This is a genomic window from Campylobacter gracilis (genome assembly GCF_001190745.1).
GTDB classification, from domain to species: domain Bacteria; phylum Campylobacterota; class Campylobacteria; order Campylobacterales; family Campylobacteraceae; genus Campylobacter_B; species Campylobacter_B gracilis.
Genome location: NZ_CP012196.1, coordinates 298397 through 312461, shown reverse-complemented (window position 1 = coordinate 312461; position 14065 = coordinate 298397). Strand labels below are relative to the sequence as shown.

The 14065-nt window shown below is 48.2% G+C and carries 16 protein-coding genes and 1 pseudogene; 1 reads left to right on the top strand and 16 read right to left on the bottom strand.

The window, feature by feature from the left end:
* Window positions 1-296: 296 nt before the first annotated feature.
* The 13 genes and pseudogenes from CGRAC_RS01690 to mqnP all read right to left on the bottom strand — a co-directional run bounded on the left by CGRAC_RS01690 (window position 297) and on the right by mqnP (window position 8945).
* A complete protein-coding gene (locus CGRAC_RS01690; protein ID WP_005869725.1) occupies window positions 297-1316 on the bottom strand; it encodes a helix-turn-helix domain-containing protein in 1020 nt (339 codons plus the stop codon).
* Window positions 1288-1989, bottom strand: a complete 702-nt coding sequence (gene rlmB / locus CGRAC_RS01685; RefSeq protein ID WP_005869726.1) for a 23S rRNA (guanosine(2251)-2'-O)-methyltransferase RlmB — start codon at window positions 1987-1989, stop codon at window positions 1288-1290. The genes CGRAC_RS01690 and rlmB overlap by 29 nt, the downstream gene beginning before the upstream one ends.
* 35 nt (window positions 1990-2024) lie before the next feature.
* Complete coding sequence (rsmI, locus tag CGRAC_RS01680; protein ID WP_005869727.1) at window positions 2025-2840, bottom strand: 16S rRNA (cytidine(1402)-2'-O)-methyltransferase; 816 nt, start codon at window positions 2838-2840, stop codon at window positions 2025-2027.
* Window positions 2841-3041: a 50S ribosomal protein L31 gene (gene rpmE, locus CGRAC_RS01675; RefSeq protein WP_005869728.1), complete on the bottom strand. Its 201-nt coding sequence runs from the start codon at window positions 3039-3041 to the stop codon at window positions 2841-2843.
* 342 nt (window positions 3042-3383) lie between these two features.
* Window positions 3384-4040 carry a 16S rRNA (uracil(1498)-N(3))-methyltransferase gene (locus CGRAC_RS01665; protein ID WP_005869730.1) on the bottom strand — a complete coding sequence of 219 codons (657 nt, stop codon included), beginning with the start codon at window positions 4038-4040 and terminating at the stop codon, window positions 3384-3386.
* A complete protein-coding gene (locus tag CGRAC_RS01660; RefSeq protein WP_005869731.1) occupies window positions 4040-4522 on the bottom strand; it encodes a hypothetical protein in 483 nt (160 codons plus the stop codon). The genes CGRAC_RS01665 and CGRAC_RS01660 overlap by 1 nt, the downstream gene beginning before the upstream one ends.
* A 377-nt stretch (window positions 4523-4899) precedes the next feature.
* Window positions 4900-5121, bottom strand: a complete 222-nt coding sequence (locus CGRAC_RS01650; protein WP_005869734.1) for a hypothetical protein — start codon at window positions 5119-5121, stop codon at window positions 4900-4902.
* Complete coding sequence (locus tag CGRAC_RS01645) at window positions 5121-5702, bottom strand: 6-pyruvoyl trahydropterin synthase family protein (RefSeq protein WP_005869736.1); 582 nt, start codon at window positions 5700-5702, stop codon at window positions 5121-5123. Before CGRAC_RS01645 ends, CGRAC_RS01650 begins: the two co-directional genes overlap by 1 nt.
* The gene (locus CGRAC_RS01640) at window positions 5699-6442 is read right to left on the bottom strand and encodes a 4Fe-4S cluster-binding domain-containing protein (protein WP_227940503.1); all 744 of its coding nucleotides are present in this window, start codon (window positions 6440-6442) and stop codon (window positions 5699-5701) included. The genes CGRAC_RS01645 and CGRAC_RS01640 overlap by 4 nt, the downstream gene beginning before the upstream one ends.
* A pseudogene (locus CGRAC_RS11700) lies at window positions 6431-6664 on the bottom strand (7-carboxy-7-deazaguanine synthase QueE); the annotation flags it as partial. The pseudogene CGRAC_RS11700 and the gene CGRAC_RS01640, both read right to left, overlap by 12 nt.
* Window positions 6661-7626 carry a GTP 3',8-cyclase MoaA gene (gene moaA / locus CGRAC_RS01635; RefSeq protein ID WP_005869738.1) on the bottom strand — a complete coding sequence of 322 codons (966 nt, stop codon included), beginning with the start codon at window positions 7624-7626 and terminating at the stop codon, window positions 6661-6663. The pseudogene CGRAC_RS11700 and the gene moaA, both read right to left, overlap by 4 nt.
* An 80-nt stretch (window positions 7627-7706) precedes the next feature.
* The gene (locus CGRAC_RS01630) at window positions 7707-8066 is read right to left on the bottom strand and encodes a hypothetical protein (RefSeq protein WP_005869739.1); all 360 of its coding nucleotides are present in this window, start codon (window positions 8064-8066) and stop codon (window positions 7707-7709) included.
* A gap of 9 nt (window positions 8067-8075) precedes the next feature.
* Window positions 8076-8945 (bottom strand): menaquinone biosynthesis prenyltransferase MqnP, encoded by an 870-nt coding sequence (gene mqnP, locus CGRAC_RS01625; protein ID WP_040303387.1) that lies wholly within the window; start codon window positions 8943-8945, stop codon window positions 8076-8078.
* Window positions 8946-9041: 96 nt separating this feature from the next.
* On the opposite strand from mqnP, the gene miaA reads away from it, so the two are divergent.
* The gene (miaA, locus tag CGRAC_RS01620; RefSeq protein WP_005869741.1) at window positions 9042-9947 is read left to right on the top strand and encodes a tRNA (adenosine(37)-N6)-dimethylallyltransferase MiaA; all 906 of its coding nucleotides are present in this window, start codon (window positions 9042-9044) and stop codon (window positions 9945-9947) included.
* 148 nt (window positions 9948-10095) lie between these two features.
* Here the strand turns inward: miaA and CGRAC_RS01615 are convergent, their stop codons facing one another.
* From CGRAC_RS01615 to CGRAC_RS01605, 3 genes are read right to left on the bottom strand one after another with little or no spacing between them, the layout of a single operon-like run.
* Complete coding sequence (locus CGRAC_RS01615) at window positions 10096-10698, bottom strand: hypothetical protein (protein WP_005869745.1); 603 nt, start codon at window positions 10696-10698, stop codon at window positions 10096-10098.
* Between the two features lie 54 nt (window positions 10699-10752).
* The gene (locus tag CGRAC_RS12385; RefSeq protein ID WP_005869747.1) at window positions 10753-12540 is read right to left on the bottom strand and encodes an NADH-quinone oxidoreductase subunit N; all 1788 of its coding nucleotides are present in this window, start codon (window positions 12538-12540) and stop codon (window positions 10753-10755) included.
* Window positions 12530-14059, bottom strand: coding sequence for an NADH-quinone oxidoreductase subunit M (locus CGRAC_RS01605; RefSeq protein ID WP_005869749.1), 1530 nt, complete (start codon window positions 14057-14059; stop codon window positions 12530-12532). The genes CGRAC_RS12385 and CGRAC_RS01605 overlap by 11 nt, the downstream gene beginning before the upstream one ends.
* Between the last annotated feature and the right edge of the window lie 6 nt (window positions 14060-14065).

The following is a 14065-nucleotide window of genomic DNA, read 5'->3' as shown; positions in this document are numbered from 1 at the left end:
GTTTAAATTTACGTCCGATCAAAACGATAACGATCAAAGCTTCCATTTTGCACGGCGCCATGGACGACGCCTCTTAAATTTAGCGCTCTACCTCAAGCGCCCGCACCGCTTGAAATTTTATCGCACCGTTAAATTTTATCTACGCCACTTGGAATTTTATCCAAGGCAACACGATTCAAACTTTTTAAATTTACAGCCGCGAGGTTAAATTTAAACCGAGCACCGTAGCAAGCTGAAATTTTACCCTCGGCAGCGGCGAAATCCTACGAGTGAAAAACTACGCGCGCGCGAGAGCTTTACCACTTCTTGCCCTTGTTTAGGCGCAGAAACTCATCGTTTGAAATTTTAGTGACGTTTCCGTCTTTGACGCGGAGTTTTTGAGTATTTTTTTCGTTGAAGCTCACGTTGCCGTCCGCTTTGCCGAGCTCAAACATCCCATGACCGGTAGAGATTAGCAGTTCCTCATCTCCTTGCGAAGCGACGACGTAAGGGGCATTTATGACCATCTCACGCTTCTTGCCGCTTTTTAAATCAATGATGCCAATCCACATCTTGCCGCGCGGGCTAAGCACGATGTCTTTGCTGGGTGCGGGCGCGCTTTGCGTGGCGTTTTCGTCGGTAGAATTTTCCTCAGTCTTAATGCTCGCGCGTTCGATCCTGATAGAGCGGTCCAGCGCATTAAGCGAGCTTAAATTTTCATCCGCAACAGCGGCTGCATTGGCATCTGACTTTAATGCGAATTTTTCATCTGTAGCGTTGTGCGAAACGACGTCGATACCGATGTTTTCAAGCTTTTTTTGAGTATTGTTTACAATCGGGGCGTCCGAGTAGGTGGTTTTGTTTTGCTCCCATAAAAGCGAGCCCAAAAACTCGCCGAAGCTTTTATAAAGTCCGAAATAAAAGATTGCGCCTATGATTAGCACCATCGCAAGCAGCCATAAAAGCCAACCGCTGCCGCTTTTGTTAGGGCTGACCCTTTGACCATAAACCTGCTCGACTTTGGCCTTTTTAACGGGCGCAAAGCTCGCTTTGGCGCTCTCAAACTCGCTAAGCCAGTCTGATAGATCCAGCCCGAACTCGCGCTCTAAAATTTTAATATAGCCCCTAACATTAAAATTTGCCAGCTTCTCAAAGTCTTTGTTTATGATGTATTCTAAATTTTGCGCGTCGATGCGCGTCGTACGCGCTATCTCGATCAGATCCATAGATTTTAATTTATCTAGATCGCTGCTTTTTGGCTGCTGTGTTTGCTCCGGCTTCTCGGTTTGTTCCGCCTGCTCGTCCGTATTATTTAGCTTCTCTTTTATTTCTTCCATTTAAAATTCCATCGCATAATATCGCAAATGCCGCGCTTACGTTAAGCGAATCCCAGCCTTCGCGCATCTTTATCGATACCGCGCAGTCGCATTTTTTAAGTGCCCTAGCGGGTATCCCCTCTTCTTCGTTTCCCATTACGAGTGCATTTTTCGCGCCGAGCTCTAACTCCTTAAAGCTCGTCCCGCCAGCACTCGCGGCGTAAATTTCAAAGCCGCTTTGTTTAAGCTCGTTTAGCACGCTAAGCCCGTCTGCGGCCTTAACGACGTTTAGCTCATACGCCGCGCCCGAACTTGCGCGCACTACGCCTGCCATATTTAGATTATTTGCGACGACGATCACGCTGTCCGCGCCCAAAGCATAGGCGCTGCGCATTATCGCGCCGATGTTTCCGACATCGGTAAGCCCATAAAGGATCGGCACGAATTTATCGTCTTTGACGCTGGCTAGATCGCCGAAGCTAAACTCCTCCACCTCGGCTAAAAAGCCTTGATGGTTGCCGCCGCGAGCGAGGGCTTGAGCTTTTTTCGCATCGGCGCGCTCGATTTTTACGCCGGTCGCGGCGATCTTTTTAAAAATTTCTTTCTCGCACTCCTTTGCAAGGATGATGCGGATAAATTTCTGCGGATGCCGATTTAAAAGGTGCAAAAACAGCTGCTTGCCGTAAATAATCATTTTGGGATTTTAGCGAAAAACGGTTAAAATATGACTTAGCGTATCAAATTTTTATATATTTCTTTGGCGGGTTCGCCGTTTATTTTTGAGAGCAGTTTCGCTTTTATTTTCGGCGCGATCTCAAGCGAGAGAATATCTTCCTGCGTGATTTTTTCAAAGCTTTTCTCGCCTGCGCCGTCAATCACGACGCACCATTCGCCGTTTAAATTTGCGCTTTTTAGCTCTAGCAAGACCTCTGCGGCACTACCAAAAAATTTTGTTTCAAATTTTTTTGTAGCTTCTTTGATCGCAAAAATTTTGCGTTTCGCGTCGATCCCCGCGATCTGCTCTATTAGCTTTACCACGCGCTTGGGAGATTCGTAAAGCACGCACGGATAGGGGCTTTGCATTAAATTTAGGATCTGAGCTTTTCGCTGCGCGCCATCATTATTCAAAAAGCCTAAAAAGCTAAATTCTTTCTCCACCAGCCCGCTTGCGGCGGCTGCGAGCAGCAGAGCGTTTGCGCCGCTAAGCACCTCGTAAGGCACGCCGCTTCGCTGCGCAAATTTTACGAGCGCAATTCCAGGATCGCTGATGCAAGGCATGCCGGCGTCGCTTACGTATGCGCAAGCTTTTTCGCGCAGAAGCGCCGGATTAAAGCTCGCGAAAAACTCCGCTTCATTGTGCGTGTGCAGAGAGTAAAACTGTGAAATTTTAAATGAAATTTGAAATTTATCGGATAATAAGTTTAGAAGTTTTTTTGAAACCCTCGTATCCTCGCAGATTAGGATTTCGCAGCTTTGCAATACCTCAAGCGCGCGGCTCGAGATATCGCTTAAATTTCCTATCGGCGTAGGAATGAGATATAGCAACTATTTCATTCCGTATTTTTGCTTAAATTTCTCGACGCGGCCCGCGCTATCTACGATCTTCTCGCTGCCGGTGAAAAACGGATGGCAATTGGAGCAGATATCGACGCGGATCTCGGCCTTGTTCGAGCGCGTTTTAAAAGTGTTTCCGCAAGCGCAGGTAACGGTCGTTTCGACAAAGTTTGGATGGATATCTTTTTTCATTTTTGATCCTTTTTGATGATTTTAAAAGGCAATGATTATACAACTTTTTTATCTAAAAAGCAAATTTAAAGGGTTTTAAAAAAACTCTGGGCAAAGCGCGAATTTACTTTTTGAACATGCTTTTTGGACGCGAAAATTTTAAAATTTAGCCCGTTTTGCGAGTAAAATTTTATTTCACCGCGGCGTGCTGCGGCGTGCAAAATACAGCGCATAAAGATACGCTTCGGCAAATACGCGTCGCACGTTAAGCCGTCTATAAACATAGCGGATCGCGCAGAGTAAATTTTAAATTCCAAAATTTAAAGCGCGCGATCTTTTTAAATTTTAAAATTTGCCGAGCGTTTAAAACATCAACTTCGCGCAAGTTGCGATCAGCGCGGTGTTTGAGCGCAAAATATAAGGGCTATTAAGCGCATAGGCGTTTTTAAATTTCTCCCTTTCGCGCGGCGAAAACCCGCCCTCGGGGCCTACGAACGCAATCTCGTCACCGCCGAAAATGTCGATGTTCTTGCCGCCAAAATCGATCAGGCTTACGTTTTCATATCTTTGCGCTAGCTCGTCCGAGCCGCTTAAGACCTCGATCTGCATGATGGAATTTCGCCCGCATTGTTGAGACGAGTTGATCAAAATCCGCTCCATCCTCTGCGGATCGAGCCGCACGTTTTTCTGCGACAGATCGGCATAGACCAAAACAAGCCGCCCGACGCCCATCTCGTTTAGCGCAGGCAGGCTCTTTTCGATCACGGCGCTCTCGACGACCGCCCAAGCGACGCAAAAATCGTGGCTCGGCGTAAAAACCGAGCTTTTAAAAACTAAATTCAGAGCCGCGCCTTTGCGCGAAATTTCGACGATCTCATATAGATAACTCGCCCCGTCCTCAAGATTTCGCACGTCTATGCGCTCGCCCGCCCTTGCTCGCCTGACCTTTAGGTGTAAAAACTGATCATTCTGCAAAACTAGGCTCTGTTCGCCTGCAAGCTTATCGTAAAAATATACCATCAAATAACACTCGCTATCAAAATTATCGCTAAGCTTAGCCCCAAAATCACTCGCATTTTGCGCTGATACGGCGCAAAGTTTTGACTCAGATACGCGATTTTTAGCCGCTTGTACGACGCCGCGCTAAGTATGATCATCGCTAGCGTTGCAGCCGCCATGAAATAAATTCTAAAGCTCAGATCAAAGCGTAGTACCGGCAGCATCACGCTTCCGCTGATTATCAGCGCCGCGATGCACGAATAATAGATCGGCAAAAACAGCCTGATGCGCCTAAGAAATCTAAGCCCCGATCTGCTTTTTTGCTTTAAATTCCCAGCTTGCGGCGCGGAGGCGGCAGAATTTAAAGCCTTGCCGCGCGAGCAAAATTCCGCCGCCGCATCGATCTTAAGCTGGGTAAAAATCAGATAAATTATCGTTAAAATCGCCGTAGCTAGCGCGAAAAACTTATGAAAACCCAGGGCGCTTTGATACAGATAATCCATCACTTCCGCCGAGAGGTTAAATTTGCAGGATAAAATTTTGCGCGGCTAGAGCCGAAACGATCAAATTTCAACACAAATTTTTTCGGTGTGAGATAAAGCAAATCGGCTCCGCGCCTTTGAAATTTTAAAAACCATCCAAAGCAGCCACGGCTATTTGTTGCGTCAAAATTTACCGCGCGCTCTCTCAACTCTGGTTTCGCGCCGTATTTCTTGCGCCAAGAATGAAATTTCGCAGTTAGAGTTTTATAAAATTTAAAATTTTTCTGCACAGATCGCACGGGCAAAAAAGATATTAAAATCGCGCTTACGCGCCGCATACAAACAACGCAAATTTTAAAAATTTTCAAATTTAGCCGCCGATTTTTCAACGCTCCGTCCTATTCGGTCACCGGAAGCGGCAGCATATCGGCGTTTATATCGACTTTAGGCTCGCTAGGCGCGATGGGTACGTCCTTCGGCACCTCGCTATCTACCGGCGGCTTTTGCAAGGTGTCCTTTTTCTCATCATCGCAACCGCCCAAAGCAAGCGCGCAGACGAAAATCGCGCACGCGACAAAAACGCGCATAAACCCCGCGCCAAATTTAAAGAAATTTCTCATCAGCAATCCTTTGGATAGATGATTTTTTCGCCGCACAGAAGCTTTTGCCAAAGCTCCGGCTGCTTCCACTCCTCGCGCACGGCGGGCGAGAATTCTATCTCTTCCAGCGCGATCTCGCCCATCTGCGCGTTGTAGGCGTCCTCGCGGAAGCACTGCGCGTAGCCGGTCGCGGTTTCGTGCACGATGACGCTGTGAAGCTTTACTTCGCGCTCGCCGTTTTGCATCTGAGTTAGGCTCAAAAGTCGGTCAATTAGAACGAAAAAAATTCTACAAAACTGCTCCGCGCTCGGATTTAGCGGTATCTGTACCCAGCGCGCGCTGTGTTTTTTCAGATCCGCAATATAGCTCGCATCGTCGCGCGCATAGATCGTCGTAGCGTGGTCGAAACTATCGATAAGCTCGCGGATACCGAGCTTCATGTAACCGAAGTCATACACCATCCCCGCTTCATCCAAAAAATTTGAACTAAGTAAAATTTCGCATCTGTAGGAGTGGCCGTGGATGCTCGTGCGGCACCGCTTCGAGCCGCACAGGCGCACGATGTGAGCGTTTTCAAATTCGTATAATTTCCTGATTATCATACCCCGTCCTTCTCGCCCCAAATTCTAATGTGCAGGCGATCGGAGTAATTATAGCCGTTTTTTAGGCAAAAATCCACGCAAAATTGCGCGCCGCTTTCCAGCTCGCGACGATCTGCGCCGCGCGGCATGCAATAAACCTCGCTCTCGCACGCCGCTAAAATTTCTCTGATCTCGGGCTGCGCGTCAAACTCGGGCGAGATGACGAACTTGTAAAAACTATCCTTCGCATTTTGTTTTAAATTTCGCAGCGCGGCGAAGTTTAACCTGCGTTCGCGCGGCTCGGCGGAGTTTGAAAGCTTAGGCGAGACCGCAAAGACGGAGCTTTTGTAGGCGGGGAATTTTTCAAAATCCACTAAAATCGTGCCGTTGGTCTCAAAATGCACTTCGTATCCGCGTGCTAGCAGCTCGCAGATGAACTCGTAAAATAGCGCCTCCTTGTGATGTAACATCGGTTCGCCGCCGGTGATAATGATGATCGGCTTTTGATGAAGCTTAGCGCTCTGAGGCGATGCGGAGCTTTGCGGATTTAAATTTGAAGAATTTTGCGCCGCGAAATTTAAAGAATTTTCGCTCTTTAAATTTAAAGAATTTTTTGCGCTACCGTTTGGACGGGGAGGCGTTTGTGCGGCGGCGGAATTTAACGTATCGCTTTCAAAAAAAGACTCGGCGGCGCAAAAACCCGGTGCAGAGCAAGCAGGTGCGAAACAGGACGAACCTGATAAATTTGAAATTTTATTCAAAAGCTGCGCTAGATTTAAAATTTCTTCGTGCTCGAAGTGATTTGTAAAAACCGCGCGGATCGTATCGCAACCGCGCAAGATCTCGCCGGTCTTTGGCGAAACGCGCTCACCGCCGAAGCCCGCACAGCGCAGATTGCAGCCCGCAAAGCGAAAGAAAAACGCGAGCCTGCCTGCGTATTTGCCCTCGCCTTGGATACTTAAAAAGCTCTCTACGAGCCTCATCCGCCCGTCTCGTAAAATGCGCGACTTGAAATTTCATTCGAAGCGTCCGTCTGCCAGCGATTTTTTTCGGGCTTATTCGCTAAAATTTTAGCCAAAATTTCGGCGGCTGCGGCGATGTCGCCCTCTTTGACCGCCTTTTTGATACTTAGTGCGTCCTCGAAGTAAAGACAAGGGATCAAAAGCCCCTCGGCACTTAGTCTGATACGGTTGCAGCTCTCGCAAAAATCGTGCTTGTGCGGATCGATTATGCCGAAGGTGTAGCCGTCCCCGAGCGCGTAAAGCGACGCGGGCGAGCTTTGCGATTTCGGCAGAGCGGTAAAGATAAATTTACGCCTTAAAATATCTAAAATTTCGTTTGATTTTAAACCTGTAAGATCGCCGGCATGGGTGTTTTCCATAAATTCTATGAAGCGGATCTGACAATCCTTCTCGCGGGCAAATTCCAGCAAATAAATAAGCTCGTCGTCGTTGATGCCTTTTAGCGCGACGGTGTTTAGCTTGACTTTTAATCCCGCTTCAAGCGCGGCGTCAAGGCCTTCTAAGACGTTATAAAGCACGCCGCGCTGAGCTATAAATTTAGCCCGCTCCGGACGCAGAGAGTCAAGCGACATATTGATACGCTTTAGCCCTGCGTTTTTCAAGGCGCGCGCGTAGTTTTTGAGATAATATCCGTTGGTAGTAAGCGCAAGATCGATACCTGGGGCGTAATCCGCGATCATCTTTATAAAATCTTCGATCCCCTTTCGCACCAGCGGTTCGCCGCCGGTTATGCGGATCTTTTTCACGCCGCCGTCGATCGCAACCTTGACGAATAAAAACATCTCCTCAAAGCTTAAAATATTCTCACGCGGCACCCAGTTAAACGGCGTAGCAGGCATGCAATATCTACATCTGAAATTACACCGCTGCGTAACCGAAATGCGTAAATAATCGATCGTCCGTCCAAATTTATCAATTAGCATATTTTGCCTTAATATCAATTTGTGGCGATTATATAAAAAACAAAGCGATTTTGCAAAATTTTATTTTTATATTGCTCCGGCTATTTTCTTACCGAGCCGATGAGCTCTTTAAGCTGATCCAGAAGTGGTCTGATCTGCTTTTCTACCCGCTCGTCGATCATCGTAGGCACTACGTCTAGTCTTTGTTCTATCGTCTCGTCGATTACGTCGGCAATCGCGTTTATATCGATATTGGGAGCGACTTTGCCGCCCGAATCGATCATCTCTTTTAGCTCCTCGACCTTCTTTTTAAGCAGATAATTTTCCTGCATAGCGTCGGTCAGCACCTGATCGAATCGCTCGAATTTTTTATCCGCTTGCTTATCCTTAAAATATATGACGAAAAACATCAAAAATATAACGACGCAAAGTCCTAAAATGATGATAGTGTTAAGATCCATAGGGGTTCCTTAAAATAAATTTACAAAAATAAAAGCGAAAAACGCAATGCCCAAGTAGCCGTTGAGCGTAAAAAACGCGCGATCGATCTTACTAAAATCACTACGTACGATCCTATGCTCAAAGTACAGGATCGTCGCGCACGCAGCCACGCCAAGATAGGCAAAAAAGCCTAAATTTGCCGCCGCGCAAAACAGCAGCCAAAAAAGCACCGCCACGGCGTGAAAAATTTTAGAGATAAACATCGAAGCTTCCTTGCCGTAAAGCGCAGGGATGCTGTAAAGCCCTGCCGTGCGGTCAAATTCCATATCTTGAAGCGAATACAGCACGTCAAAGCCGCCTACCCAAAATACTACTCCAAAGCACAGCAGCACCGACCATAGCGGAATTGTGCCGCTAACGGCGATCGCTCCCGCAATCGGCGCAAGCCCTAAGCAAAAGCCTAGCATTAAATGCGCGGTCTCGCTAAAGCGCTTAAAATATGAATACCCGCCCAATGCCGCTAAAATCGGCATCGAAAGCTTAAGCGCCAAAGGATTTATAAGCGCCGAAATCGCTATGAAAACCACCGCGTTTGCGATGATGAAAAGCAGCAAATTCCCGCGTCCGATCCGTCCGTCCACGCTGGGGCGCGAAGCGCAACGCGGATTGGCGCGGTCGATATCTTCGTCCAAGTAGCGATTTAGAGCCATTGCGAAGCTTCTTGCGCTTACCGCGCATAAAATTCCTAAAAAAAGTAGCTTCCAGCCGAACCATACCGAGCCGTTTTGCAGCTTGCTCGCAGTAATCATCGCCGTAAAGATAAACGGCAGCGCGAAAACCGAGTGTTTAAAAACTATTAATTCGTTGATATCGGATAAAATTTCTTTAAATTTAGCCATTTCGCCCCTTATTTTGGGCACCATTGTATCAAAAAAAAGTAAGAATAGCTCTAAATTTGATATAATTTGAACGAAAAATTTACGAAAGGAAACGCCTTGAGCCAAAATCAAAACTCGCACGCAAGCCCGCAGATCGCGATCATCGGTACCACCGCAAGCGGCAAAAGCGATCTTGCGCTAAGCATAGCGTGCGAAATCGGCGCCGTGATTTTGAGCCTGGATTCGCTCTGCATTTACCGGCAAATCGACATCGCAAGCGCTAAGCCAAGCGAGGAGCAGCTGCGCGAGATCAGGCACTTCGGCGTAAATTTAATCTACCCAAACGAGTACTTCAGCGTCGGCGAGTTTATCAAAGAATACACAGCCGCGCGGGCTTTTGCAGAGCGTAGCGGTGCGCCTTTGATAATCACGGGCGGCAGCGGGTTTTATCTAAAGGCGATGCTAAGCGGGCTAGCGCCGAAGGTTCCCAATTTTAAAAGCGAAATTTCAAACGATGAAATTTACGCCCTAGCGCGGCGGATCGATCCGGAATTTGCCGCGAAATTTAGCGCGTCGGACAGCTTTCGTTTAAAAAAATGGCTAAGCATCTATAAATTTTGCGGCGAGGCGCCGAGTAAATTTTTGCGCGAGAACACCGCTCCGCCCGTCATTTCGGATATTAAAATTTTTGAGATCGACGCGCCTAAGCAGTGGCTTGCGCAGCGCATCGAAGCACGTACGAAGGCGATGTTTGAGCGCGGGCTTTTGGAGGAGGCGGAGTTTTTATTCGCCCGCTACGGCGCGGAGTGCAGGGCGTTAGGCTGCATCGGGCTAAAGGAGTGCGGGCAGCTTTTGCGCGGGCAGATCTCGCGGGCGCAGTGCGAGCAGCTCGTAAGCCTTCATACAATACAGCTTGCAAAGCGCCAACGTACCTTCAACCGCTCGCAGTTTGCGGATAAAATTTCGGCGCCGCCGCAAGAGCTGAAGCGTAAAATTTTAAAGCTCCTCCGCCGCGAGATTTAAAATCGAAATTTATCAAAATTTGTACTCTTGCTAGAAAGCAGCGGGACAAGGAAGTAAAATTTAGATTTTAAATTTACCGCGCCGGTCGCATCTTTAAAATTTTGCGGGTATGCTTCAAGCCCTGCATGGCGCGAAATTTCGATTAAATTTAATCGCCTTCGCAAATATCAAAGCTAAATTTATCGTTGTCAAGCCTACTGAAATTTTGATTTTCCGCGCTTGCATTGCGCTTGAAAATAAAGGCGTAGCCGTATTTCTCGAAGTTCTGCGAGCTGTTTTTTAGCCCCAGGGCGCAAAGCTCGTAAGTGCCGCTTTGCAAGCCGAGCTTGAGCGTGGAATTAAATTTTCGTATCTTGCCCGCAACGCCGCTTTGACACTCATAGCCTAGCTCGAGTTCGCCGCTTTTTAGCTTATCGAAACGATGCTGCAAAGCATCGAAGCTCGCTAGGATCGCGGAGTCGCTTTGCGGGGCGAAATACAACTTATCGCGCTTGAAAGCTACTTCGTAGCCCGCAGGCGGCGCAAACTCCTCGTCCATGCAAACGAAGATCTCATAGCTGCGCACCGTAAGCGGGTAGAAGGGTAAAGCTTTAGCGCCCTTTACGGCGTCATAAAACAGCTGCTTGTGCGCGTCCCAGTAGCTTAGAAGCTTTTTTGCTCTGCATTTTCGCTCCTTTAAAAACTCACTCAAATCGCGCACATCAAGCAGCGCAAAACCGTAGCCGTCAGCACTTAGCTCGCCCAAAAACATATCTCTCCTTGTTGGCAAAGCGCGATGGGTTCAATTCGCGCTTAAAATTTTAGCTCAATACCCGCTTAAAAAGACGAAATTATTTACCGCACCGGTTAGGAATTTCACTAAAAACGGCGCCAGCACGCATGCTACGCTAGCTAGCACGACGGCAAATTTTATCTGCACCGAGACCGCGCTCAGCGAGCCGTCAAGCTCCGCGTCCTCCCGCGGCTCGTGCAAAAACATACGCACGATGAGGCGCAGGTAGTAATACAGCGCGAGCGCGCTATTTACCGCCATGATGACGGCAAGGGCGAAGTAGCCCGAATTGACCGCCGCGCTCAGCAGATACATCTTGCCCCAAAACACGCTAAACGGCGGAATACCCGCAAGCGAGAGCATAAAGATCGCCGCGCATAGCGCAAAGAGCGGATGGGTGCAGATCAGTCCGTCAAATTTCTCAAACTGATGCTCGAAGCGAGCCGCGAAATTAGAGCTTTGCGCGCAAATTTCGGCGCCTGGCTCGCAAGTTTCAGTGCCGAAAAGGGTTGCTTCCGCGCCGGGCTCGCTCGCTTTAAAATTTTGCTCGTTTTCTTTGGAATTTTGCTCGCTTGCCTTAAAGCTCCGCTCGCCGCAAGCTAAATTTTGTCCGTTCCCGCCTAAATTTAACTCATCGGCAGAGTCTGCTAACTCGTGATTTTGCGAAAAAGAGAGCTTTGTGTTTGAGATAAAATTCTCCTTCTCCTCGCTGTTTGCATTTAAATTTAAAGGGACGCTTTGGGTTTTAAATTTTAAATTTAACGAGCGCGCGCGCCTTTGCCGTACGCACCATATGAAGGCAAACGCCCCGAGATTCGCCACGGCGTATAGGATCCAGTAGGTGAAAAGCGCCGCATTTGCCTGCGTAGAGCCGATCACGATCGCGCAGAGTACGAAGCCCGCGTGCGAAACGGAGCTAAAAGCAAGCATCCGTTTGACGTCGCGCTGCACGAGCGCCATAAGGTTTGCTAGGCTCATCGTAACCACCGCTACGACGTAGAGCACGATGTTTAGCCACTGCACGCCGATACTTCCCAGCGCTTCAAACAGCCTGATCGCTACGACAAAGCCCGCGATTTTGGGTACTACGGACATAAAGCCCGCCATAGCCGAGCTCGCGCCCTCGTAAACGTCAGGCGTCCAGGTATGAAACGGGATCAGCGAGAGCTTAAATCCTATCGAGACGATCATAAATGAGCAGGCGGCGAAAAGCAGGACGCTGGTTTGTAAATTTGAACTCTTAGCGATCTGCGCGATGTTTGAAATTTCCATAGAGCCCGTCGATAGAAAAAACATCGCCGCTCCGAATGCGAAAAACCCGGATCCCAGCGCGCCCATTATGAAGTATTTTAGCGCCGCTTCGACTGATCTGGCGCGATTATGAAGAGCGATTAGCGTATAAAGCGCCAGCGAACCCGTCTCAAGCCCAACGAGGATCATCATTAAGCTTTCGCTCGCGACCATAAACTCATAGCCCACGAGCACGAATAAAAACAGCACGAAAAACTCCGCAGTGTGGTACTCGTGCGCGCTTCTTGCACCCAAAGACAGAAAGATGAAAAATATCGAACCTGCGAGCATGATAAGCATCGATAGCGTCGCGATTCCGTCCACCAGCATCACGTCGAAAAGCCCGCGTATGCCGCTGTTGTATCCAAAAACGAGCCCGAAGCCCAGAGCTAGTGCTAGTATCGTGATGACGGCGTAAAATTTATACGATAGCGTGCGCGCAAAAAGCGAAACCGCGAGCATCAGCAGAGCAAATCCTCCGAGTATCGCCATAGGCGCGATCGAGGCTAAATTTAAAAGATTATTTTGCATCGCTTCTTACCTTAAAATTTGCTTTTTCCATATAGGCGCGGGTCGCGGTTTGAGAGGCTTTGTTAAACATCAGCTCAAGGCTTTGCGTCACGCTAGGCTCGATACTCTTTAGCATTAAATTCGGCGCGACACCAAGCACTACCACCAGCACGCAGATCGGGATGATAGAGCAAAGCTCGGTTCTATTTAGATCGCTTAGCTTTTTATTCTCCTCATGCACGAGAGCGCCGAAGAAGGTCTTTTTATAAAGATTCATCGAATAGATCGCGCCCATTATTATGCCGAGTCCGCCCAAAAGCGCATAGCTAAAGCTTATTTTAAAAATTCCTACAAGGCTTAAAAATTCTCCCACGAAGCCGATCGTAAGCGGAAGGCCTATCGAGCCTAGTAGCACGACGCAAAAACAAAACGCATAAAGCGGCATCACCCGCGCAAGCCCGCCGAACTCGCCAAAAAGCTTCGTGTGCCTGCGGTCGTACAAAAAGCCCACGAGCATAAAAAGCCCGCCGCTTACGATACCGTGGCTGATCATCAAAAATACCGCTCCGCTAATTCCTTCGCGGCTCATTGAAAAAATTCCAAGCATTATGACGCCCATATGCGCGATCGAGCTATACGCGATTACCTGTTTGATGTCCTTTTGCGCAAAGGCGATGAAGCTCGCGTAGACGATCATAACGATCGCTACGGCGCACATCATCCCGCTAAAATAGACGCTCGCATCCGGAAACAGCGGTAGCGAAAATCGCACGAAACCGTATGTGCCCATCTTAAGAAGCACGGCGGCAAGCAGAACCGAGCCTATCGTAGGAGCCTGCCCGTGCGCGTACGGAAGCCAGGTATGAAAAGGAAAGCAAGGCGTCTTGATCGCAAAGGCGATCGAAAATGCCAAAAATAGAGGAATTTGCGTACCAAGCGGCAACGATAGGCTCTGCCAGTTTAGGATATTAAAGCTATACTCTCCCGTAGCCTCGTGATAGAAATAGCTCATCGCTACGAGTCCAACGAGTAGAAACATCGAGCCTAGGAAGGTGTAGATGAAAAATTTTACCGCAGCGTAAATTCTTTTGCCGCTGCCCCACGCGCCGATGATGTAGAGCATCGGAATGAGCGAAAGCTCCCAAAAGATGTAAAACAAAATCGCATCCAGCGCCACGAAAACGCCCACCATCGTCATCTCTAAAAACAGAATGCAGATGATTAAATTTTTGGCGCGCTCTTTGATACTTAGGCTAAGTAGCGCCAAAAAGGTAACCAGCGTGCTTAGGATCACTAAAAACAGCGAAATTCCATCCACACCGATAAAGTAGTTGATGCCGTATTCGCTTATGAAAGGGTGCAGTACGCTAAATGCGATGCCGTCCACCGGCTCGTAGAGTATCCACAAAACGAGCGAAAGCACGAACTCTATAAAACTCATCGTAACGGCGTAGGTCTTGATGCTCGCTTCGTCGATCAAAAAACCCAAAACCGCAGCTACCGCCGGGAAAAATATAACCAAACTTAAAAAGTATTCCATGCCCAC

Coding starts and splice junctions, on each gene's coding strand:
- CGRAC_RS01690 (WP_005869725.1), bottom strand. CDS start 1,316: ATGGAAGAAATAAAAGAGAAGCTAAATAATACGGACGAGCAGGCGGAA.
- rlmB (WP_005869726.1), bottom strand. CDS start 1,989: ATGATTATTTACGGCAAGCAGCTGTTTTTGCACCTTTTAAATCGGCAT.
- rpmE (WP_005869728.1), bottom strand. CDS start 3,041: ATGAAAAAAGATATCCATCCAAACTTTGTCGAAACGACCGTTACCTGC.
- CGRAC_RS01665 (WP_005869730.1), bottom strand. CDS start 4,040: ATGGTATATTTTTACGATAAGCTTGCAGGCGAACAGAGCCTAGTTTTG.
- CGRAC_RS01660 (WP_005869731.1), bottom strand. CDS start 4,522: ATGGATTATCTGTATCAAAGCGCCCTGGGTTTTCATAAGTTTTTCGCG.
- CGRAC_RS01650 (WP_005869734.1), bottom strand. CDS start 5,121: ATGAGAAATTTCTTTAAATTTGGCGCGGGGTTTATGCGCGTTTTTGTC.
- CGRAC_RS01645 (WP_005869736.1), bottom strand. CDS start 5,702: ATGATAATCAGGAAATTATACGAATTTGAAAACGCTCACATCGTGCGC.
- moaA (WP_005869738.1), bottom strand. CDS start 7,626: ATGCTAATTGATAAATTTGGACGGACGATCGATTATTTACGCATTTCG.
- CGRAC_RS01630 (WP_005869739.1), bottom strand. CDS start 8,066: ATGGATCTTAACACTATCATCATTTTAGGACTTTGCGTCGTTATATTT.
- mqnP (WP_040303387.1), bottom strand. CDS start 8,945: ATGGCTAAATTTAAAGAAATTTTATCCGATATCAACGAATTAATAGTT.
- CGRAC_RS01615 (WP_005869745.1), bottom strand. CDS start 10,698: ATGTTTTTGGGCGAGCTAAGTGCTGACGGCTACGGTTTTGCGCTGCTT.
- CGRAC_RS12385 (WP_005869747.1), bottom strand. CDS start 12,540: ATGCAAAATAATCTTTTAAATTTAGCCTCGATCGCGCCTATGGCGATA.
- CGRAC_RS01605 (WP_005869749.1), bottom strand. CDS start 14,059: ATGGAATACTTTTTAAGTTTGGTTATATTTTTCCCGGCGGTAGCTGCG.